14 protein-coding genes are annotated in these 22,093 nt (G+C 42.0%); 3 read left to right on the top strand and 11 right to left on the bottom strand.

The features are described from left to right. Window positions 1-108 precede the first annotated feature (108 nt). Together DEO27_RS09095 and DEO27_RS09090 are read left to right on the top strand one after the other, a co-directional pair. Complete coding sequence (locus tag DEO27_RS09095; RefSeq protein ID WP_112569183.1) at window positions 109-1,767, top strand: tetratricopeptide repeat protein; 1,659 nt, start codon at window positions 109-111, stop codon at window positions 1,765-1,767. Between the two features lie 110 nt (window positions 1,768-1,877). Then, entirely contained in the window at window positions 1,878-3,380 is a 1,503-nt protein-coding gene (locus tag DEO27_RS09090; RefSeq protein ID WP_112569184.1) for a glycoside hydrolase family 43 protein, read from the top strand. A gap of 99 nt (window positions 3,381-3,479) precedes the next feature. On the opposite strand, the gene DEO27_RS09085 is transcribed toward DEO27_RS09090, so the two are convergent. The 3 genes from DEO27_RS09085 to DEO27_RS09075 all read right to left on the bottom strand — a co-directional run bounded on the left by DEO27_RS09085 (window position 3,480) and on the right by DEO27_RS09075 (window position 7,822). Next, window positions 3,480-4,382 (bottom strand): helix-turn-helix domain-containing protein, encoded by a 903-nt coding sequence (locus tag DEO27_RS09085; RefSeq protein ID WP_112569186.1) that lies wholly within the window; start codon window positions 4,380-4,382, stop codon window positions 3,480-3,482. Between the two features lie 31 nt (window positions 4,383-4,413). Beyond that, the gene (locus tag DEO27_RS09080; RefSeq protein ID WP_112569187.1) at window positions 4,414-5,229 is read right to left on the bottom strand and encodes an SDR family oxidoreductase; all 816 of its coding nucleotides are present in this window, start codon (window positions 5,227-5,229) and stop codon (window positions 4,414-4,416) included. Between the two features lie 91 nt (window positions 5,230-5,320). Beyond that, a complete protein-coding gene (locus DEO27_RS09075; protein ID WP_112569190.1) occupies window positions 5,321-7,822 on the bottom strand; it encodes a TonB-dependent receptor domain-containing protein in 2,502 nt (833 codons plus the stop codon). A gap of 177 nt (window positions 7,823-7,999) precedes the next feature. On the opposite strand from DEO27_RS09075, the gene DEO27_RS09070 reads away from it, so the two are divergent. Continuing rightward, window positions 8,000-8,977, top strand: a complete 978-nt coding sequence (locus DEO27_RS09070; protein WP_223818197.1) for a DUF1080 domain-containing protein — start codon at window positions 8,000-8,002, stop codon at window positions 8,975-8,977. Window positions 8,978-9,065: 88 nt separating this feature from the next. Here DEO27_RS09070 and DEO27_RS09065 read toward each other — a convergent pair whose 3' ends face one another. The 8 genes from DEO27_RS09065 to DEO27_RS09030 form a co-directional block, all read right to left on the bottom strand. Beyond that, entirely contained in the window at window positions 9,066-9,905 is an 840-nt protein-coding gene (locus DEO27_RS09065) for an ATP-binding protein (protein ID WP_223818196.1), read from the bottom strand. A gap of 150 nt (window positions 9,906-10,055) precedes the next feature. Further along, window positions 10,056-10,304, bottom strand: coding sequence for a hypothetical protein (locus tag DEO27_RS09060; RefSeq protein WP_146749993.1), 249 nt, complete (start codon window positions 10,302-10,304; stop codon window positions 10,056-10,058). Window positions 10,305-10,308: 4 nt separating this feature from the next. After that, a complete protein-coding gene (locus tag DEO27_RS09055; protein WP_146749994.1) occupies window positions 10,309-13,728 on the bottom strand; it encodes a hypothetical protein in 3,420 nt (1,139 codons plus the stop codon). Between the two features lie 286 nt (window positions 13,729-14,014). Next, window positions 14,015-14,605 carry a porin family protein gene (locus DEO27_RS09050; protein ID WP_112569198.1) on the bottom strand — a complete coding sequence of 197 codons (591 nt, stop codon included), beginning with the start codon at window positions 14,603-14,605 and terminating at the stop codon, window positions 14,015-14,017. Window positions 14,606-14,786: 181 nt separating this feature from the next. Continuing rightward, complete coding sequence (locus DEO27_RS09045; RefSeq protein WP_112569200.1) at window positions 14,787-16,112, bottom strand: TolC family protein; 1,326 nt, start codon at window positions 16,110-16,112, stop codon at window positions 14,787-14,789. A 13-nt stretch (window positions 16,113-16,125) separates the two neighbouring features. Beyond that, complete coding sequence (locus tag DEO27_RS09040) at window positions 16,126-16,803, bottom strand: ABC transporter ATP-binding protein (protein ID WP_112569202.1); 678 nt, start codon at window positions 16,801-16,803, stop codon at window positions 16,126-16,128. A gap of 344 nt (window positions 16,804-17,147) precedes the next feature. Next, a complete protein-coding gene (locus DEO27_RS09035; RefSeq protein ID WP_112569203.1) occupies window positions 17,148-19,550 on the bottom strand; it encodes an ABC transporter permease in 2,403 nt (800 codons plus the stop codon). Window positions 19,551-19,676: 126 nt separating this feature from the next. Beyond that, window positions 19,677-22,073, bottom strand: coding sequence for an ABC transporter permease (locus DEO27_RS09030; protein WP_112569205.1), 2,397 nt, complete (start codon window positions 22,071-22,073; stop codon window positions 19,677-19,679). Between the last annotated feature and the right edge of the window lie 20 nt (window positions 22,074-22,093).

The raw sequence follows: 22,093 nt of genomic DNA, 5'->3' as shown, positions 1-22,093 counted from the left end.
CCTTTAATTTTATAGTTACTCCCGGCAAAAGCAAACAAATATTGTAATTTAAGTATTTGCTTATAAACCCATACACAATTCAACCTCAGATAGTTAATCATTTCAACTATGAAAGAAAAATTGTTTGCCATTGTCCCGCTTCTGCTTATTTCAACGGTTGTATTTTTCTCCTGCAAGGAAAAAAATACAGAACCATCAAAAGATCAGATCAATGAAATAGGACTTAAAAGAGGAGAGCTTGTTTTATGCGGATCGCCCGATAAACATTTTGGATCAGTTGAATTTGAAATATCTAATAAAGGAAAAATCAAAGACGATTTTAACCTTGCCGTGGCCCTACTGCACTCCTTTGAATACGACGAAGCAGAAAAGGCCTTCGCGAAAATAATTGATAAATCGCCGGATTGCGCAATGGCTTATTGGGGCGTGGCTATGTGCAATTATCATCCGCTTTGGACGCCGCCTACCAAAGCAGAGCTTAAAAAGGGCGCTAAAGCTGCCGAAATAGCCCGTTCCATTAAACCCAAATCGACCAGGGAAGCCGAATATATAGATGCGATCTCGTCCTTTTATCAAAACAGGGATAAATCAGATCATCATACCCGGAGCATCAATTTTGAAAACGGCATGGCCAAAGTATACAGGGATTTTCCTGAGGATAAAGAAGCAGCCGTATTTTATGCCCTTGCACTCGATGCCGCCGCCGATCCTGCCGATAAGACGTTCAAAAAGCAAAAAAAAGCAGGCGCCATTTTATATTCCCTTTACCCTAATGAGCCCAATCATCCCGGAATAGCACATTACATAATCCATACCTATGATTACCCTGGGTTAGCTCAACAGGCCTTGCCAATGGCCAGAAGATACGCCAATATAGCACCATCCTCGGCTCATGCACTTCATATGCCATCGCATATTTTTACACGTTTAGGTCTGTGGGATGAGGCCATAACTTCAAACCTCGCTTCTGTTTCGTCGGCGCAATGTTATGCACCTGCAGCCGGTATCAAGGGGCATTGGGACGAAGAGCTTCATGGGCTTGATTATCTGGTTTATGCATACCTGCAAAAAGGAGATAACAAGGATGCAAAAAAGCAATGCGACTATCTGCAAACCATTACAGAAGTGCATCCTGTAAATTTTAAAGTTGCTTATGCTTTTGCTGCCATTCCTTCACGTTACCTGTTCGAAAATAAATTATGGGATAAAGCCGCAAAGCTGACTGTATCACCTTTAAATTTTCCATGGAAAAACTTCCCGTGGCAAGCCGCCATTGTTCATTTCACACGATTAATGGGTGCTGTACACATCGGCAGTATGGACACCGCTAAAGCGGAATTGGCAAAACTAAACGTTATCCATGATACACTGACCATGCAAAAAGATTTGTACAAGGCAAACCAGGTACAAATACAGATTAAAGCAGCTGAAGCCTGGATGCAATTTAAAGCGGGAAAAAATGAAGACGCTCTCAATTTGATGAACCAGGCCGCCGACATGGAAGATAAAACAGAAAAGCACCCGGTTACACCCTGTGAAGTAATCCCGGCGCGAGAGCTTTTGGGCGATATGTTATTAGAGATGAATAAACCGGATAAAGCTTTGATAGCTTATCAGGCCGATCTGAAAACGCACCCTAATCGTTTTAACGGAACTTATGGGGTAATTATGGCAGCAAAAAAATCAGGAGAAAACATAACGGCCGAATCTTATCAGCGACAACTGTTAACGTTTGCTAACCCGAACAAGCCGGCATCAACTCATTAGTATGGTTATATCCAATTCAGGACAACTTATATTGAGCCAAACAAAAATCGGTTTAGCAACACTTCAATAGCGGAAAATAACGATATTGCCGTTCCAAAAACCAATACCTGATGAAATTATTAACCTTACGTTTCTTTGCTTTCCTGCTTTTATGGACAACCATAAATCAATGTACCGCCCAAACAACCACAGCTGTTATACCCGGTGATTTTCCGGATCCTACCGTTATTGCTACCCCCAACGGTTATTACGCAGCGGGAACATCATCAGAGTGGGCCCCGCATTTCCCTGTTTATCATTCAACCGACCTCAAGACCTGGAAACAGGTTGGATATGTGTTTGATAAGGCACCCGAATGGACTGTAGGATCATTCTGGGCGCCGGAATATTATCATATTAATAAAACCTACTACATTTATTATACTGCACGGCGTAAATCCGATAATGTTTCCTGCATCGGTGTAGCAACATCAAATTATCCCGATCATGGTTTTACAGACCGTGGAATTATCGTTGACCATGGGAAAGAAGCCATAGATCCTTTTATATACAATGACAATGGACAATTGTATATCTCATTCAAAGCATACGGCCTCGATAACCGCCCTATCGAACTCCTGGCTTGTAAACTTTCGGCAGATGGTTTGAAAACCGAAGGAGAAATGTTCTCGCTCTTGAAAGATGATAAACGTATAGGTATGGAGGGACAAAGCATCTTAAAAAACGGGAAGTATTACTACCTGTTTTATTCTGCCGGAGGTTGCTGTGGTGTACGTTGCAGCTACCATGTTAAGGTAGCAAGGGCTACCAGCTTTTCCGGTCCGTATGACAAGTATGACGGTGAAGAGTTGCTAAAACCTGCAGCTGGTTGGAAATGCAGCGGACACGGAACCTTCGTTAAAAGTACTACCGGACAATACTTTTATCTGTGCCACGCATACAATGAGCGTAGTGAAGTTTTCACTGGGCGCGAGGGCGTGTTGGCTACGCTTTCATGGCCCAAAAACAATGGATGGCCTATCATGAAAGCGGTTGCTACACCACGCCAGCTTCCAGGGATACATGATACCTTTACCACTAACAAGCCCGCACTATATTGGCAGTATGATTTCCACAACGCCAGCCCTGTTGTAAAACAAGGTAATGGCAAGTTTAATTTATCGGGCCAGGTGTCTGAAAAAAATAAAGCCGGGATTGTATATGGTGTTCGCCCGGTATCCGATCATTTCGATATGACTACGACTGTATCTAACAGCAATAACGCGCTTAAAGGCCTGGCCTTTTATGGCACTGTCAATTCGGCTTTAGGAATTGGCACTTCGGGTAAGCAAGTAAAATTATGGATGATTAAAGACGGCAGTTTTACTGTTATTGATTCTGTTACCATAGCATCTGATGCACCTGTACGACTTAAATTCAGTATGGCACCCGACAGAACCTGCAAAGCTTATTACGCCGCACCAAACCAGGATTGGAAAGAAATATCTGCCGGAAAAAGTATCCCTGTAGATTTTTTACCGCAATGGGACCGGCCTCAACGTATAGGCCTGTTTTTTAAAGGCGAGCCAACTGAAAGTGCCCAATTCAGCACATTTGATATTGTCAATAAATAAAGCTTACGGGCAAACTGTCCAACCCAATTATAACAAAAAAGACGGCCTATAAATGACCGTCTTTTTTGTTATATCAATTTCAGACCTCCAAAAAACCAATCAGTTGTTACTTCGGTATGCTTTTGGCGTAAAGCCGGTTTTGCTTTTGAAGATCTTTGTAAAATGTGAAGGATGATCAAACCCGAGCTGATAGGCAACTTCACTAACCGACTTACCCCTTTCCCAAAGTAACAGTTTCGCCTTTTCAATAAGCTGTAAATGAATATGCTCAAGCGTTGTTTTGCCGGTATATTTATGCAACAGATCGGACAGGTAATTAGGCGAGATAATAAGTTTCGAAGCAAAATATTTCACTTCCGGTAAGCCATCATTAACCAGTGTTTCACGTGTGAAATATTCGTTCAGCAATAGCTCAAAACGCTGCACAATGTCATGATTTGTTTTGGCCCGCGTCAAAAACTGGCGATCGTAAAATCGGTTACAATAACTAAGCAGTAATTCAATATTACTCACGATTAAGCCCTGGGTGTGCTTATCTATATTTTGTGAATATTCCCGTTCAATCTTTTTAACACAATCCAGCAGTACTTGCTTCTCCTCGTCCGAAACATGCAGGGCTTCATTCAAATCATACAGAAAAAAAGAATACTGATGAATATTTCGGCCAAGCACAGTACCGTTAATCAAATCCGGATGAAAGAATAAGGCCCAGCCCTCCTCCAACTGAACTTCAGGCTCCGAACTGATCACCTGTTCAGGAGCAGTGAACAACAGCGATCCTTCCTCAAAATCATAAAGCTGCCTGCCATAATGCAGGTTACCCTTGAAACTCTTGCAAGAGATGATATAAAGGGACATTTGGTAAGCCTCGCCTTGCTCCAACAAATTATGCCGGATTGTTTTAAGGTCGATAACCGAAACCAGCGGATGACGTGGCGTACCACATTGATAATGCCGGTGCAACTCATTGATGGAACGGATACGGATCAGTTCTTTTTTCATTTTTAAAGATATGAAATCTCCTTAAAGCGGATTAACTAAAGAAAACCTGGTCAAAATGCTTGCGAAACACCTCCCCGCCCATCTCAGTCCGGGTTTTATATAAGGCCTTTCCGTCTTCGCCTGCAATATACCTTAACTGATCCTTGCCATCAGTCACAGCTTCAAATACTACTTCAGCAATATCCTCGGCAGGTGTAAGGTTTTCAGGAAGTAAAAGATGGCTCATGATACTGTTAACCTTATCAATTGACGGTTGATAAGCTTCAACCTCGTGGATACCATGGGCCATTGAACGGCCTACGTAATCGGTTCTGATGCCGCCCGGTAAAATGTTTTTAATACCGATATTAAACTTCGAAAGCTCAAAATACATACTCTCGCTAAACCCTTCTATACCCCATTTGGTTGCATGATACATGGAGCTGAATGGAAAGGCAGTCATACCGCCCATAGATGATGTTGTTATAAATAATCCGCCACCCTGTTGCCTGAAATGCGGTATAAAAGCTTTGGTTACCCTGATAACGCCTAATAAATTGGTGTTTATCAATCCTGCTATCTGCTCGTCGTCATAACTTTCTAAGGGGCCAAATAATCCATGCCCTGCGTTGTTAAATACTACGTCGATCTTTCCTAAGCCGGCAGCCTTTGTTACACACTCGGTAATTTGTTTCGGGTCATTAACATCAAGGGGCAACAAGGTAACATTTGCCAGTGCTGATAGCTCTTGCTGATGTTGAGGTGAGCGCATGGTTGCTATAACATTCCATCCTTTGCTTTGAAATAATTTGGCGGTAGCTTTACCCAGGCCAGATGAGGCACCGGTGATAAATATTGTCTTTGTCATTGTTTTAATTTTTAATACAATACAAAGGTGGCTTTATACCGGGCCTTAAAATTATATCTTTCTCTGAATTACTTATACATTTCCCGGATGCTTATTTACTGTCATTATTGCTTCCGCTGTCTTTTAAGTCATCATTATTGATGGTCTTTTTAGGCTTTTTAGGTTTAGCCTGGCTAAGGCCGCCAATGCGGTAACTAAACCTGATTTCGAAACTGCGTACCTGTGTTATGTTAACCGCCTGCTGGCTGATATTACCCGAGTTAACCACCGTAGGCACGTGAAATCCGTTAGTCAGGAAGTTATCAAGCCCTATGCCTATGCTGCCCTTTTTCTTGGCGAAATATCTGTTAAAGCTAACGTTGTAAACCCCAAAACCTCCCTGGTAACCCTGTAACTGGATCTGGCGTGAACGACGGAATGTGAAAGCCTGAATAGAATATTTATCCGACAGATCATAGCTACCGAATAAACGGTAGTTAGCTACCCAGCCCTGGTTATTAGCGCGAAACAATGGATCAGGATCCTGGTTATCAAGGCTCAGGTGATACATATCAATACCACCATTGATGCTTAATTTATTGATTGGGGATAAATTGAATGAAAGGCTTAACCCGTAAGCATCCTGTTTGCCTAAGTTTTGGTACGATGTCCTCACTGTATCGCCGCTGCTTGTCCTGATAGTTTGGATAGCATCGTTGGTAGAGCGCATAAAGGCAGATACGTTAATGCTATTGTTTTTGATATGAGTGCTGTAGCCCAACTCAAAGTTATTGGTATACTCAGGCGAGAGCGCCGGGTTTCCTACAGTAACGTTAAGCGGGTTTGATGCCTGGATATTAGGGTTTAAAAACTCAAGCGATGGGCGCTGGATCCTACGCGTAAAACCAAACTTGATCATATCGCCATTATCAAACTTACGGGCCAGGTTTACACTTGGTACCAGTACACCGTAATTTGGAATATTAACTGATGAGCCGCTGTTAAAATCAGCCGTAATGTTGGTATACTCATACCTTGCACCGGCCTTAAGTGTGTAATTTTTAATAGGCGAAAGCGTATATGACAGGTAACCGGCCGCTACGTTTTGCTTGTAGCTGAAAGCGTTTGATAAACTGGATGATGATATAGGCTGGTAGTTAAGCGAGCCATCGGCAGCAGAAAAATAGGTATAATCACTGCTTACCGTTCTGATAATATCTTTGGCGCCAAACTCCAGCAATTGGTTCTTGAATGTAGGTGTTTGGTAATCAGCTTCAAAAGTAAGTTCTTTATTAACGCTGTTATTATTGTTTTTTAGGCCGCCGGTTGCCGCGCCACTGCTTTGATCCAGATAGATATTCTCGAAATTGTTATTCCGGTTATTCTGGCTGTATTCGGTCAATATACTGAACTCGCGCTCTGGCTTTTTGCCTGTAAGTGTATAAGTAAGGGTTGCGTCTACCTGGTTGGAGTTATTGGTGATCTTGTTCTGCTGCAGCATAGAGCTTGTCAGTTCATCATTAAGATAACTTTGTGTCAGGAAATTATTTTGCGTTGTGGGACGGTTATTGGCGCCTATTACCACGCCCAGGCTAAGCGAGTTATGTTCGCTGATATCATAGTCCATACCAAAATTATACCTACCAAACAGCGATTTATTTTTAGTTGTGGCACTTTGCGTAGTAAGGTAAGTATCATTTGAAGTAAGGCTGCTTACTGTTTGGCTGTTACTGAAAGAGCCCGGAGAGTTGTAGCTGCCGCGACCAAAACCGCCTAACGAAAAGTTAAACTTACCAACTTTATAACCGCCGTTAAGGCCAAGTCCGGATCCGCGGGTACCGGCGGTACTGTTAATGTTAAGCGTAAGCCCCTGTAGGGTATTTTGTTTTAATACGATATTGATGATGCCTCCTGAACCTTCGGCATCATACTTGGCCGATGGAGAAGTGATCACTTCCACGCTCTTAATCAGATCGGCAGGAATCTGCTTCAAGGCATCCGCAACACTGGCCGACATCATAGCCGATGGCTTGCCGTTAATGAGTACTTTGATATTCTGGCTCCCCCTCAAGCTTACGTTGCCGTCCATATCTACCGAAACCATAGGTACACGTTTCATCACGTCAGATGCGTCACCGCCACGTGCGGTAAGGTCATTTTCGGCATTATAAACCGTGCGGTCGATCTTTTCTTCAACCAAAGCCTTTTTCGCCGTTACCTGTACTTCATTCAAAAGTTTAGCATTGGGACTCAGCAAAACACGGCCCAGTTTTTTCGATTCGCCATCAGCAAGGTTAATTCCCGATATGGTTTTATCGGCATAACTTAAAAAACTGATCTTGACGTTATATATGCCCCTGTTTAATTTTCCGATAGAAAACTTACCATCTGTAGCTGTAAGCGAGCCGGATACTATTTTACCGCTGCTTTGGTCAATAATGGTTACCGTAGCATAATCAACGGGTTTACCACTTACCGAATCAAGCACCGTACCCGAAATACCGGATGAAAACTCATCGAGGTTAGAGGTTATGTTGCTTTTTACCCGGCTGCTTGCAGAGGAAGCTAAAACCGCCAGGATGAACAATATGAAGAGAGAGATTTTTTTCATCATTACTATTTATTACCGGCAAAAGAACCCAAAATCACAAACTTCCTAAACCGTAATAGACCGTGGGCAAAAACTAATCGACGTACAGGTAATAGTTATCGAAGTGTGTGTCAGCTTGACACATCAAAAAATCGATCGTTTAGTTAAAATATTGAATGTTAGTTTGTAGATTTAAATATTATGAGAAACCAAACTACCACTAACCAAACTACCACTTACCAATTTTTCCGCATGCAGGTTATCGCTGCATTGCTGCTTTTGATAATTTCGGAGGCAAAAGCCCAGCAGATAAAAGATCCTGCCGTTATCGGTCGCTGGGATATCACTATGGACAAAGGCGGCAAAAGTATTCCATCATGGCTGGAAGTTCAGAAATCTGGCACACACACGCTGATTGGCCGTTTTACTTATGCATTCGGAAGCGCACGACCGATATCGGAAGTAAAACCAAATAACGGAAAGTACAGCTTCTCTATCCCTCCGCAATGGGAAGAAGGAAACCGCAACATGGATTTTGAGTTTGAGGTTAAGGGCGAAGAGTTAAACGGCACGATGGTTTATACCGATGGCGTGACTTACCATTTTACAGGTGTGCGTGCACCGTCAATGACCCGGACAAAAGCACCGGTATGGGGTAAACCTGTTAAACTGTTTAATGGTACAGATACCAAAGGCTGGCATACCGATGGCAAAAATCAATGGGTAGTTGAATCCGGCATTTTAAGAAGCAAACACTCCGGCGCCAATCTTATCACCGATCAAAAATTTAGCGACTTTAAATTACATATCGAGTTTCGTTACCAAAAAGGCAGCAACAGCGGCGTTTATCTGAGAGGGCGTTATGAGGTACAGGTAATTGATACCAAAACCGGCGAACCGGAGCCTATTAACAACCAGTTCAGCGCTATTTATGGTTTCCTGCCTCCTAATAAAATGATGGCTAAAAATGCCGGCGAATGGCAATCATACGATATTACCCTTGTAGGCAGATTAGTTACTATTGTGGCTAATGGTACTATGGTAATATGCCAGCAGGAAATTCCGGGTATTACCGGCGGAGCTATCGACAGCAAAGAAGGTGAACCAGGGCCGCTATTGATTCAGGGCGATCACGGCCCTATCGATTACAGGAACATTGTTATTACTCCTGCTAAATAAAATACTAAACTATAAGAAGAAGCCCTGCCAACTTAGTTAGCAGGGCTTCTTTTTTTATTAATACCAGCCTAAATTATCTACCGGTATATTAATTATTTACGAGCTTATAGGCCATCACTTTCTTTGAGAAAAAAGTCGGCACGTATAAAATATGATTAACTGTATCATACCCCAGGTCGGCAGTACTCATCTTTTGCGCTTCTGAATCAAGCAGTACTTCTACTTTACCATCCGCAGACACATAAAATATATGCCCAGACCAGCAAGTGATCAGGAAATCGCCATTACCAACCGGTTCAAGGCCATCACCATTGCAAGTAATTGTCGCTAATTGAGATAAATTTCCTTTGCTATCGGCTTTCATAAACTTTGGCCCGCTCATAATATACAGGTCGTTACCTACTGCTTTAAGTCCGTTCACACCGGTTACCTGGGTTAAGAAGGTGGTTGCCTTTCCTTTTTCAACGCGGTGGATCTTGAAGGTTTTGCTATCTGATACATAAACCACACCTTTTGAATCAACGGTAACATCATTTAAAACTTTAGCGCTGTCGATAGCTATTTTATTGATCACTTTACCGGTTTTGATATCAATAACAACCAGTTCAGACAGATCGGCTACATATAACTTGTCGCCAAACCGTCCCATGCCTTTAGCAGAGTTTAAGCCTGTTGTAAAATCAAGGTCGATGATTTTGCCATCCAAACCTATTTTGGCAACCCCTCCTTTACCAACAGCGGTGTTGGAGTTTCCACCAATTTCGGATACGTATAAAATGTGTTTTTTAAAATCAGGTAAAACCGATTCGGGGACCCGTACAACGGAATCGGTTTCCCAAAGCTTTTCTAACCGGTGAGTTTGGGCAGAAACGCCCTGTACCATAAATGCCAGTAAAGCAGGTAGTGCACATTTAAAAAAGTGTTTCATAGCAGGTTGTTTTATTGGTCAAGATACAGATAATAGCACAACCGATTGAATATCAATATGATTTATTTCTGTAATAAAACAACACCGCTTTGCTTATGAAGACAGCAAGTAATTTTTGAGGAATATTTTAATGGAACTTAAATACAACCATTAAGCCCGTTGCTCAAGGCTTGTATTTGATTTATTTTGCCGGATCAGGTGCCGCGCGGTAAACACTACGGCTACTATCATTAACACCCATACCCAGGTATCTAAGGGACAACCATCAGGTCCGCCATCATTACCATCACAAAGCCCATCGCCCGGATCCGCAAAGGATAGGGATACCGTAAGCAAATTTATTATTGTAAAAGCTATTATGGATTTCCATTTTGATACGATCATAGATAATACACACATACTGTTATTGTTTAAAAAACATTCCACTTCCAATTCTATCACCCGTGCTTTCATTAACCGCAACTACTATGTAAAGGCCCCGGCTTAAACCGGTAACATTTTCCTGAATAGTGTTTGTGCCTGTTGCTGATAGTTTTTTGACAATTGCCCCCGAAGGACTAACTATATTTATTTTAACCTGATTGGCAGATGTTTGTTCTAATTTTATATTAACCGTACTGGCCGAAACTACTGTTGGATAAACCAGGAACTTGTTTACACCCGAACCTGGTTGTATTTGAAAAGTGAGTTTATCAGAAAGTTTATTTTCGCCTGTTACCAGGTTTTGGCTAAGCCTGTAAATGATTTGGCCTGTACCGGGTGTTGGATCGGTGTAAGCATATTTGCCGGCGCCTGTTGACCGCAGGCTATCTATAGTTAAAAACGTCTTGCCCCCGTCGGCACTTTTCTGAACGCCGAAACCTGTAAAATTGCTCTCGTTATTGGTTTCCCAGTTTAAGGTTATTCCCTGTGTAACCTTTTTTCCGGTAAAGCTTATTAGGCGGTAATCATGCCCCGGAACTATACCAATAGAAAGATAGAACCTGTCATGCGCATAGCTGGCCGCGTTCGATTCTACTTTGAACGCGTACACATCATTATGCACCACATCAAGCGAATCATTGGTGTATTTATCTTTCAGGTAGATGGAATACCTTGGATCGATATTCTTTTTTATTGGAGCTGTGAGCTTATATGTTCCATAATTGGAGAAAGTAACAATCAGGTTTATCCGCTTTAATTTTTCGAGGTTACTGGTGTAGTTGGCAAAACAGCCTATCGAATCGCTGCTTAAAGAATAAAACAGATCGCCCTGTCCCGATGGCTGATAATATGGAGCGTCCTCGCCCGGAACAAATTTGGCGGAGGCGTTTCCATCGAAATTGATATCGGTAGAGTTATGTATTATCGTATCCTGTGCCAATTCCATAGTAATACGAGGCAAAATATCTCCATCATTAGTTGGGAGGCTTGAAGCAAATGAAGCTGCGATATTTTTACCCGGATTGCCCACCACATTAAATACCGGAGGCGTTGGAGGGCTATAATTTGAATAAGCCACCTTCATGGATTCATCAAACTTAATAGCTGAGGCAGAAGTTGCTACAGTAAAAAAGCCCTGCCCGGATAAGGCATACCTGCTTGCGCCTGTCCCTGCAGATCCTGTAGTACCCACACTGGCGTCATATAATGCAAATTTGGTTGATGAACTATTGGTTCCCGTATTTGTATCCTTAATCAACATGTAGTAAAATTTATTGGTAGTGTTAGCAGCGTAAAGTGCATGAAGGTCAATTACAGAAGCATATGGATTACCAATAAGATTAAGGCCTTTCTTTATAGCCGGAGTACTTGCGCTATATGACAAAGTAGCGGGTGCACTTACCGCGGTTGCAGTATAATAGGTTGGCGGCGTAGCGGGGAAATTAATAATATTCGCGGTTAACTGCGCATTAGTGGCTCCAGAACCTTTAATAACCGCGCCAAAAAAGTTTAATGTGGCATTATCCGTTGCCGGGAATGGCCTCACAAACGGGTTCACCACACTCCTGCTTCCCCTGAAATAGTATAAAAACCCATTGGCTGCCGGCAAACCCTGGCTTGTTGAACTGAAGGGCTTGTATTCATTATTTACCACTTGATTTATATCAGTTGTAACAGGGGCGTTTTCATCGTAAACAAATACAGAAGGACTATTACCCGTAGCCGTAGCGTTATCGAAACCATTGGTTGAACCTCCCGGACCTGTTATATAAGTGGTCGCAATAAGCGGGATGAGATTATAGGTAGGAAGCGAGCCGGTTGTTGTAAATGTTGTTGTCGTATTCGTTACGGGTGATGACATCAGCATATATCGGCGCAATGTGCCCTTCACATAACGCTGAACATTGATACTGCCTGTTATAGAGCCAGCAGCCAGCGTGCCGATACTTGCGTCACCGGCAGATGTAGAAAGTAACGTAAGCGCTGTTGTAGTTGCAGTTGCGTTACCCACCGCAAGTATGGATGAAGTATTGACGTTTAAGGTGTAGGTAGGCGCAATAGTAAATTTACTGCCCGAGGCCATTGTTTTGGTTCCGCCTGTTGTAAAGGTTACATTATAAAAAGCTGTACCGTTAGTAGTAGCATCTGTAAGTGTTTGGGTTGTGCCATCAAAAGATATTAGGGCGGCTGAATTAGGCGTAAATGTGCCTGTGTTGGTATAGTTGCGCGCAATGGTCACGTTTCCCGCTCCCATGGCCATTGTTCCCGAATTATTCAGATCACGATTAATATCGGTTGTACCTGCTCCTCCGGTTATGGTAGAAGTATTATTCCAGTCGGTACCAACTATGGTAGAAGTACTTGCATTGGCAAATGTGGCAGGTGTACTGGTAGTTAAAATTGAATCTATTCGTAATACCCCCGTTCCGGTACCTATCTGGGCAGTTCCAGAGCCATTTATAGTAATATTATCATATTGCGCAATTGAAGTATTAATAGTTCCACCACCAGTACCAAATCCGGCAGTGCTTGTGGTATAAACAGTGGGAGAAGCTGCAGTATAAATCACTGTGCACTTGCCACCAGTTGTTGACGAACCATTAAAATTTACTGAAGCATATGGGGTTGGTATGGAGGCAAGCGCGTTAGCGTTGGTTAAAATGAGGGTAGGGTTAGAAACAGTGTTAGCGTTTTTATAAGTAGTAAAAGAGTTTATTGTAAAATAACCAGAATTAGATGAAGTACTATTATGATTGGTAATGGTAATTTGCCCGCCAATAGTCATCGTTCCTCCTTCTAACCTTACACCACTTCCGTTTTGCAATTTAACGTTAATGTGAATATTTACATTGTTCGTAACATTAAGCGTGTTTACTTCTAAAAACAAATAGGCCTGGTTAGTAACAGGGACAGATACAGATGCATTGCCAAATATAATATTACTACAGGTTATTGATCCGCTCCCTCTAATATCATTATATATAGTACCATTAGTACTACCAGTATAATCCTGAAAAATATTACCCGTAACCGTTAGTGTAGAGTTTACCGTAAAAACTGTACCAGTTAACGAAGTGCCTGTTAATATGGCTCCGGCAGTGCCATTGTACTGTTTTTGGCCAAAATTTACTGATGCTACTGTAATGTTGGAAGCTAACGTTGGTTGGATTAGATATGGACCTGATACAACCCCAAAATTAACGATGTCGTCTGTTCGTCCGCTTGCACCGGGATAAAGTGTACCAGTTCCCGTTCCCGTAACCGACCAATTACTTGGATTTGTCCAATCGGTGTTTAGTGCACCGGCTGTCCAGTTAAACGTATAAACTGCAAGAGCCTTACCCGCAAAAAAACAAAGATTTATAAGAATTAGTAAAACTGGTTTATATGATATTTTCAAGACGGCCCTCAAGCGCATAAGTAACCTTCGTTTATTATTAGTTACTTTTTACGAAGAAATTTCAAAAAAGGTTTCCCATCGAAATATAAATTAACCATTAATTAACAACACATAGCTCTAAAATGATTATTCATGTATTCATAAATTAGTCTGTATTCTGTAAACGGATTAAAAAACAAAGGCCTTTGATCCGGGTTAATCAACAGTAAAATTCAAAATATCGCCTAAAGCAAAAAAGACCGGCCGTTGCCGGCAGGTCTTCTTATATTTTTGAATAAGCTGGAAATTATAAAGAGAATAATTTATAAGCCAAAGAAAGGCTAAACAAGCTTACTCGAGTGTGCGAGTTATCATTACCATAGGCAACTTTGTTTAAACCACCTTCATAACGTAAGTCAACAGAAAAGCTGCTGATATCAACGCCCGCTCCTACCTGGATAGCATAGTTGGCATCTTTATACCTTAAAGCGGTTGCATCATTTAAAGCATCTCTATCTCTGCCTGTTGTAAATGAAAGTACAGGGCCACCATAAAAACGTCCGCCTAAGCCCAAGGCACCAACTTTAGCACCTATTAACAATGGAACATCAAAACTTTTAAAGCTTTGCTTGTTTGGAGTACCTCCATTGTTTACAGTAACGCTTTTATCAGCAAAATAAAGCTCCGGCTGAAAAATAAAGCCTAAGCCACCAATTCGTGCCCAAGCACCAGCCTGGTAGCCTGCTTTATTATCGTTATTAAAAACGCCGTTAGATGGAAAAGTTGAATAATTTAAACCGCCTTTCAAACCGAACGAAAAACTCGGTATAACCTGTGCCTTTGATATGCCGATTGACAGTAAAAAAATAGAGAAGATAAGTAAAATTGATTTTTTCATTTTTATTAGGTGTTTGGAGTGATGTATTAAAGGTTTTGCAAGCAATAATGTTTGCAAAACTGGCGCTAAAATAGAAATATCCGGCTAAACATAACCGATAAGTTCGGTAAAAGTTTAACCAGATATTTAACTGTTAATCGGTAATAAAAGTATAGGTTTTTATTAATCTTAAACAATTACATCAAAGCGCTAAGTTGCCCTGGTAATAATCAAGTATTTTGGTACGGATAAAATAATCATACCGTGCGTTAATCAGGTTGGTGTTAGCCTGATCATAGTTTGACTTAGCTATCACAAAATCAACCGAAGTAATGGCGCCCGAATTAAATTTAACTTCGGCAATACGGTACGATTCGGCGTAGGCATCAACCTGATCACGCAACAAGTGATAGCGCTCAAGTGCCGACGTCATGTTGATATAAGCCTGGTCGATATTCTGTTTTAACTGGATCTTGGTAAAATCGTTATTGTATTTAGCTGTTTGCAGATCAATACGGGCCAGTGCTACCTTGTTACGATTTTGGAAATAGTTAAGGATAGGAATGCTCAACCCAACCCCAAAACCAGAGCTGTAGTTATTTTTTAACTGCGAATAATAACCCGTATTACCAGTACTTGAATAGTTGGTTGCTAATGACCCGAATGCTGAGATAGTTGGCCACAAAGCACCTTTTGCTGATTTCACTTCCTTTTCGGCACTTTTTAAGCGCAGGTCATAAGCTTTAACCAATGCCAGGTCATTTAACGCCTTAGTATAAATCTCTTCGGCATTTTTATCATAACTTCCGGGCAACTGATCGGCAGATAGGCGAGCAAGTTTAACGCTCTTATCCAATGGCACATTCATGATCTGCAACAAGTTGATCTTTGAAATTCCCATCGCGGCCCTGGTATTAACCGCGCCAATCTTACTGGTAGCAAGTGTGCCTTTCAAATCATACAAAGTAGCAGGTGGCGTAGCACCGTCTTTATTCAATATTACCAACCTGTCTACCTGTTTCTGGGCTTGTTCAACTTGTATATCGGTTGCCTTTAGCAGATCTTCATTATCAAGCACCTGCAAATAGGCAGTAATAACATTTAAAGTAACCAGATCCTTCGCCTGTTGAAAATCCATTTTACCGGCCTGGTATGCCAATGAGTAACGTTTGATATTGTTGATAAGGCTCATGCCGTTAAACAATGTCAGGTTACTGTTCAGGTTATACTGTGCATAGGTAATTTGTTGTGTTACGTAATTATAGTTTGTAGGGTCCTGGCTACGACCATTGCTTATGTTATGACTTACGTTACCGTTAATGGTAGGCAGCAGGTTTTCGCGTGCCTGGTTATAGGCAATTTCCTGTGTTTGCATTTGCAATTCGCTCTTTTTTACATCGAGGTTGTTTTTAATTGCAAGATCAATACATTGCTGTAAAGTAAGCACAGAATCTGCCGGGGCCTGGCTGTAAGCCTTTAAGTTTCCAAATACAACAAGACCGAGAAATAGTAATTTATAGTATCGCATTTTATTATTGAGTTCAGAGTTTTCTTGATGAATCGATCCTGCCGTCCAACAGATCGATAATGCGCGAACCGTATTCGGCATTTTTTTCGGAGTGGGTAACCTGTATAATAGTTACGCCATCTTCTTTGTTAAGCTTGCGGAACAGCTCCATAATCTCCTCCCCTTGTTTTGAGTTAAGGTTACCTGTAGGTTCGTCGGCCAGTAACAATTTCGGCTTGGCGATGAGTGCGCGGGCTATACCCACCAACTGCTGTTGGCCGCCTGATAACTGTGCAGGGAAAAGGTCTTTTTTACCAACAATGCTAAAGCGGTCGAGCATATCGGCTACCATGGCTTTACGTTCGGCACTTTTAAAGTCCTGGTAAATAAGCGGGGTTTCAATGTTTTCGTAAACGGTAAGCTCGTCAATTAAGTGATATGCCTGGAAAACGAAACCGATGTATTGTTTATACAAAGCCGAACGCTGTTTTTCTTTAAGCTGATGCACTGCATGCCCCTCAAAGTAATGGTAACCATCTGACGGCTCGTCCAGCATACCGATGATATTTAGTAATGTTGATTTGCCAGAACCTGAAGGGCCCATGATGGAAATGAATTCGCCTTCGTCAACCTCAAGGCTCAGATCGTTCAGGATGATGTTTCTGTTGCCCCCTACCTGGAAATACTTTGAAATATGCTGCAGTGATAACATTTTTAATTATTGAATTAGTTTGTTTATAAATAAATGAGTTAAACAATAATACTCATCATTTTGCGATTAACATATCAATAACATACCAAAGTTATATCTAACTAACTATCAATGCATTAAATGATATTACCAAATTATTACTGTACGCTTATGTAACAGAATGCGTTCGATTATGATACAGTGTTTTTGGGGAGCTGAAAGGTAAAAGGCCAAAGGTTAAAGGTTTTTGGAGACACGGGCAGCCATTGCCCTCCTTTTCCAGCCTCCTGTACCTACGCCCTAAAACAACAAAAGCCGAAAGGAGTAAACCTTTCAGCTTTGGCCTTTTACCTTTCGCCTAAAAATCAATCTCCCGAGCGCAAGCTCTTCACCGGGTTAGCAAGAGCCGCCCTGAGTGATTGCACGCTTACAGTGATAAAGGCGATGAATATAGCCACGGCTCCGGCTGCAATAAATACCCAGATCTGGATGCTGATTTTATAAGCGAAATCCTGTAGCCAGCGGTGCATGGCGTACCAGGCTATCGGCGAGGCGATGATAACAGATATGATCACCAGTTTCAGAAAATCGCCGGAAACCAGCTTTACAATACTGAAAACGCTTGCTCCCAAAACTTTGCGCACGCCAACTTCCTTTACCCTTTGCCTGGTTGAAAATACCGCCAGTCCGAATAAACCCAGGCAGGAGATAAAAATAGTAACCAGGGTAAACGCGGTTAATATTGACCCTGTGCGCTGCTCGGCTTTATACATGTCATCAAACTCCTGATCGAGGAAATGATATTCAAACGGCGTGGCCGGATTAAAGGCAGTCCACTTTTCTTTTACTGCCGATATAGTTTGTGTAAGATTATTTCCGGATGTTTTGATAAGTACCTTGCCAAAATAATCCTCTGTAAACATTACTATAGGTGTAATTTCCTGGTGTACCGACGCAAAGTTGAAATTTTGTACCACTCCCCTTACTTCACCGGTTCGCCCGTTAAGGCCAATGTGTTTACCTACTGCTTCGTTAGCCTTCCAGCCCAGCGCGTTGGCTGCTTTTTCATTGATGATAAACCCATAGCTGCGTTTGTTTTCATCGGCCTCGGTCGAACGTTTTTCATCGGCATCTGTAAAATCAATGCCTTGCACCAGTTTAATACCAAGCGTTTTTAAAAAGTTGCGTTCAACAGGCAAAGCGGTTACCGAAAGGTTATAATCGCTGTTTTTACCGTCGGCGTGGTTAATGCTATATCCTCCATGAACATCTACCGGCGAATCATACGAGGCAGTCACATTAAGTACGCCTGGTAATCGCGTTACCTCGTTATTAAATGACTTAATATCTTTTAGCGATTTACCACCAATATCAATCACCATTACCTGCGACCTGTCGATACCGATATTTAAATGCTGGATATATTGTAATTGGCTACCCGCTATAACCGTACAGATCATGAAGAATACAGATACTACGAATTGAAAAATAACCAACGACCGGCGTAATGTCCTGCCACCCGAAGTATTGGTAAGTTTTCCTTTTAAAGTAACTATGGGGTTAAATGACGACAGGTATAACGACGGATAAGTTCCCGCTAAAAAAGTAACCACTATAAACAAACCGGCAAGCGCCATGATCAACCATGAAGTGTTCCAGGTTTGAAGGCTTAACTGCTGTCCTGAAAAATCGCTGAACCATTTAAAACTAATATCAGCCAAAAATAACCCGCCCAGCAATGATACAAGGGTGATCATGGCCGATTCTATGATAAACTGCGTAAAAAGCTGGGTCCGGGCCGCGCCCATTACCTTGCGTACACCTATTTCGTGCCCCCGCTCAATGGCTTTCGCTGTAACCAGGTTCAGGAAGTTAACACAGGCCAAAAGCAGTAGTATAACTGCCACGGCACCCAAAATATAAATGTATTTAATATTGCCCGATGGTGTGAGCGAATATGTAGCTTCGGATTTTAGGTGAACATCGGTCAACGGTTCAAGCGTGAACCACATTTTATGGCCCTGCCTGAAATCATCCTTGAACATATCGGCCACGTAGGTATTCATTTTTTGCTGAACCGAAGCCGCGTTAACACCTGGTTTTAACAACAGGTAAGAATAATCATTAGCCGAATCCCATCTGCGTGTTTTGGAGTGTTCGGTAATAGCGTACGAGCCTATCATATCAAACTTGATCTGAGAGTATTCCGGTACATCCTCAACCACGCCGGTAACCATCATATTTTGTTTGTTGTTTACCTTCAAAACTTTACCTAAGGCATCTTCATTACCAAAGTATTTTTTTGCTGTAGATGCCGTGATCACCACAGCCGATGGATCTTTAAGCGCGGTTGCGGCGTTCCCTCTCAAAAACTTAAAGCTAAAGATTTTGAAAAATGGTTCATCGGCCAATAAAAACCGTTTTTCATTGAATAGCTTATCCTGGTATTGTACCGGGTTATTGTACCAGTAAATCCGCACGCCATCCTCAATTTCCTGCAATTGCTGTTTAAATACAGGTACTGGTGCAGTAGGCGTTACCGCTACCGATTTTGCCTCGGCATCATCAGTGGATTTATAATTGTAAACCACCCTAACAATACGACTGGCGTTAGCATGAAACCTATCGTATCTCAACTCATTTAACAAATAGGTAGCCAATAATATAAAGCAGCCTATCCCAACTGCCAATCCCGCGATACTTATTAATGAAGTAACCCTATTTATCACCAGGTTACGCCATGCTGTTTTTATATAGTTTTTAATCATTTTCTTATTTCATTGGGTCATTTACTACGTGGTCATTAAGTCATTTTTATCAGCGTTCAATTATCAAAGCATGCAGAGCAAATGACTCAATGACGTGCAATAAAATGACGCAAAGCAAATGACTAATCATTCGCTCCGCAAGCTCTTTACCGGGTTAGCTACAGCCGCTTTAACGGCCTGGAAGCTTACCGTTGCAAAGGCTATAAGCAGCGATGTAAACCCTGCTGTGCCGAATACCCACCAGCTGATATCAATGCGATACGCAAAATCCTGTAGCCACCTGCTCATGGCATAAAACGCGATAGGCCAGGCGATGACGTTGGCAATCAGCACCAGTTTTACAAAATGGCCCGAAAGCAACATTACAGTGTTTTGTACGGATGCACCGAGTACCTTGCGTACCCCTATTTCTTTAACCCGTTTCTCTGCCGAATATGATGCCAGGCCGAATAGCCCCAAACAAGATATTATGATGATCAGCCCGGCTAAAATACTCACTACGGTGCTTACCTGGTTATCAACGCTGTAAACTTCTTTAAAATGATCATCCAGAAACTGGTATTCAAAAGGTACGCCCGGAAACTCCTTTTGCCACGTTGATTGTATAAACGCCACAGCATCCTTGGCCCTGCCACCATTGATCTTAACCGACATTTGGTTGAATCCTTTGCCATTTACCAAAAACAAAGTTTCTATTTTGTAATGGAGCGAATTGAAATTAAAATCTTTAGCAATGCCGGTGATCACACCAAGAGAATCAAAACCAAACCTTTGCCCTAACAACGATTCCATGTTTTTCCCTTTATGATCTTTCAGCAACTCTTTAGCCAGCGCCTCATTGATAATGTACTGCTTCCATACAGCCGAAGTATCGGTAGAGAAGTTTTTGCCCATCGACAGCTTGATCTTATACAGATCGAGGTAGTTATTGTCAACAACCAGCAAGGTTGATGTAAGCTGACGTAAAGGCGAATCGCCAAGTTTAAATGAGATACCGGTTTGATCAAGGTGACTCCCCAAAATATCCTGCGAAGCGGTAACTCCCTGGATCATCGAGTTGGAAAGCAACTCCTGTTTAAACAGGTCATATTTATTTTGCGGGATCAAGCCTAAGGGAACATTAACAATCTGATCCCGGTTAAAACCCGGATCCTTTTGCTGCATAAATTTAAGCTGTTTGATAACCAGCACCGTTGCTATCATCAAGATTACAGCACTCGTAAACTGACCAACAACCAAAATATTGCGCAGCGGTACTTTATTACCTCCAACTGAAGCAAAAGCTCCTTTCAATACTTTAACCGGTTGAAACGAGGACAGGAAAAGCGCAGGATATATGCCGGATATCACACCTACCAGTATTGTACTAATAAACACTACGCCTATTAGCATCTTGTTATCATGCAGCGGCAAACTGATATCGCGCTGGCTTAAACTGTTTACAAAAGGAATGGCCAAGCTTACCAGTATACAGGCAAAAATCAAAGCGATGAGGGATAACAACACTGTTTCGCCAAGGAACTGCATAGCCAGTTGAACACGACCAGCACCTATGGATTTGCGGACACCGACCTCCTTAGCCCGCTCAGACGAGCGCGCGGTTGAAAGATTAATGAAGTTGATACAGGCTATCACCAGCACAATGATGCCAATAACCGTAAACAGGTTAGTGATATGCTTATCAAATTTCTGATAATTAATATAATCCAAACCAATATCTGCCGAGTTAGCATGAACATCTTTCAGCGATAGCAGGAAAAGCTCGTAGCTTTTAGAACCGCCCTTGCCTCGGTATTTTTCAAGATATGCCGGAAATTTCTTTTCAAGTGCAGCAATATTGGTACCGGGAGCCAGTTCGAGATAGGTATTTAACCAGTTGCCGCCCCAATTGGTGAACATCCAGGGTTTGTAGATACTGCTAAACGAAAACAAACAATCAAACTGCAACTGTGAGTTTTTAGGCACGTTGGCCAATATACCGGTAACCGAATATGTTATGGTATCCTGCCCGTAATTGGTAATGGTTTTGCCCATTGGGTCCTGATCACCAAACATGCGTTTTGCGGCATCCTCGGTTAATAAAACGCTGCGTGGTTTTAATAAAGCGGTTTCCCTATCGCCCCGCAGCAACTTGAAATCAAACATTTTCAAAAAAACCGAATCAACAAAAAACACCTGCGGCATATAAACGCGCTTTAGGCCGTAGTTGAGTGGAAACTTTTGTTGCCAGCGGATCCTGGTAAAATTCTTCACTTCCGGAAAATCGGCCTTGAGGGTCTGCCCCATTGGGAACATGGATAATGCTACTTTTTGCGAGGCACCCATACCCTCAAACTTTTGCACCTCGTTAAGGCGATAAATATTTTTGGTGTGCAGATTGTCAAAGCTTTTCTCGTAATAAACAAAAAGCGTGATCACGATGCAGGCTGCCATACCAACGGCTAACCCAAAAATGTTGATAGCCGAAAAAACCTTGCTTTTCCAGATATTCCGCCAGGCGGTTTTGAAATAGTTTTTTATCATCTGTTTATTTCATTATGTCA

The organism is Mucilaginibacter rubeus (genome assembly GCF_003286415.2).
GTDB lineage: Bacteria > Bacteroidota > Bacteroidia > Sphingobacteriales > Sphingobacteriaceae > Mucilaginibacter > Mucilaginibacter rubeus_A.
This window is presented reverse-complemented; position numbering and strand designations above follow the sequence as displayed.